General features: G+C 45.1%; 2 protein-coding genes. Both read left to right on the top strand.

The genetic code is table 11. From position 1 onward, the window contains the following. Positions 1-566, top strand: a 566-nt coding sequence (locus tag F6K38_RS42595) for a type IV pilin-like G/H family protein (protein ID WP_287360932.1), incomplete at its 5' end; no start/stop codon positions are given. A 191-nt stretch (positions 567-757) separates the two neighbouring features. Continuing rightward, positions 758-1,169, top strand: a 412-nt coding sequence (locus tag F6K38_RS42590) for a tetratricopeptide repeat protein (protein ID WP_287360929.1), incomplete at its 3' end; no start/stop codon positions are given.

The raw sequence follows: 1,169 nt of genomic DNA, 5'->3' as shown, positions 1-1,169 counted from the left end.
TACTTCAGCACCTGACCCAGAAAAAGCAAGACGAAGGTTTTACTCTAATTGAACTACTAGTTGTAATCATCATTATTGGAATTCTATCCGCCATTGCCTTGCCTTCTTTCTTGAACCAAGCTAATAAGGCCAAGCAGTCAGAAGCTAGAACTTATGTCGGTTCCATGAATAGAGCTCAGCAAGCGTACTACCTGGAAAACAGTGTATTTGCTACCGAATCTGAGTTTGGTCTGTTAGGTCTTGGTATCAGAACAGTAACTCAGCACTACATTTACGGTATAAATGGAGGTCCGACAGGCAGCGTCTCTAACTATGCAGACCCAAGAACTCCGGGTGAAGCCGATGATGCTGCTACACGTGATTCGGAATCTGCGCTTAAGGCATATTATGGAGTCGTAGCCTTAGGTGAGACAGAGAACGAAGAGACAACCACGTTGGCTGTATTGTGTGAAACTATAAAATCTGTGAGAAAAGGAGGTCAAGAGGCTAAGACACAAGGAGCCACTGTTGATGGTGACGGTAATCCAGAATGCGCCAACGAAGATACTGACTGGAAGGAGTTATAAGCTTATAAACACTTAGGTTAAAATCTTAGTGAGACAGTTTTAATCACCTAAAATAAGATATTTACTTAGAGTGGGTAGAGGGTTCTACCCACTCTGTTTTGTGGAAATATTTAGGTGGACAATTCCGCTGATCACGTTTTGAATAGTATTAGAAAATGGGGTGATCTGTTTAATTTAATTGGCAAAAACGTATGACTAACTGGCAGCAACAAGCTGAGCAATATCTAATTCAGGGGGACTACAGTAAGGCCGCAAGCTTATACGAACAGGCTATTGAAGCGGAACCTGATGTCATCGCCTACTACTGGCATTTAGGATTACTGTTCCTATTGCAGGGTCAAGAAACCGAAGCCCAAACCACTTGGCTGCTGGTGATGGCGGAGGCGGAGTCAGAGCAATTAGAGACTTGGACCGAGGAACTGCTCCAGGTGTTGCAAACCGAAGCTGAGCGCAGGCAGGGGTTAGCCGATTATGCCGTAGCCTGGGCAATCCGCCAGCATATGCGGGAAATTTGCCCCACGGATCTGACTAATCTCTTGGAAATTATTGCCCTAAGCATCAAGCTAGAAACCTTTAGGGGTGATGACTTGACGGAGCTGGGGG

The sequence above is a fragment of the Moorena sp. SIO3B2 genome (assembly GCF_010692525.1).
GTDB classification, from domain to species: Bacteria; Cyanobacteriota; Cyanobacteriia; order Cyanobacteriales; family Coleofasciculaceae; genus Moorena; species Moorena producens.
The sequence above is the reverse complement of the archived record's forward strand: the minus strand, read 5'-3'. Positions and strand labels throughout refer to the sequence as shown.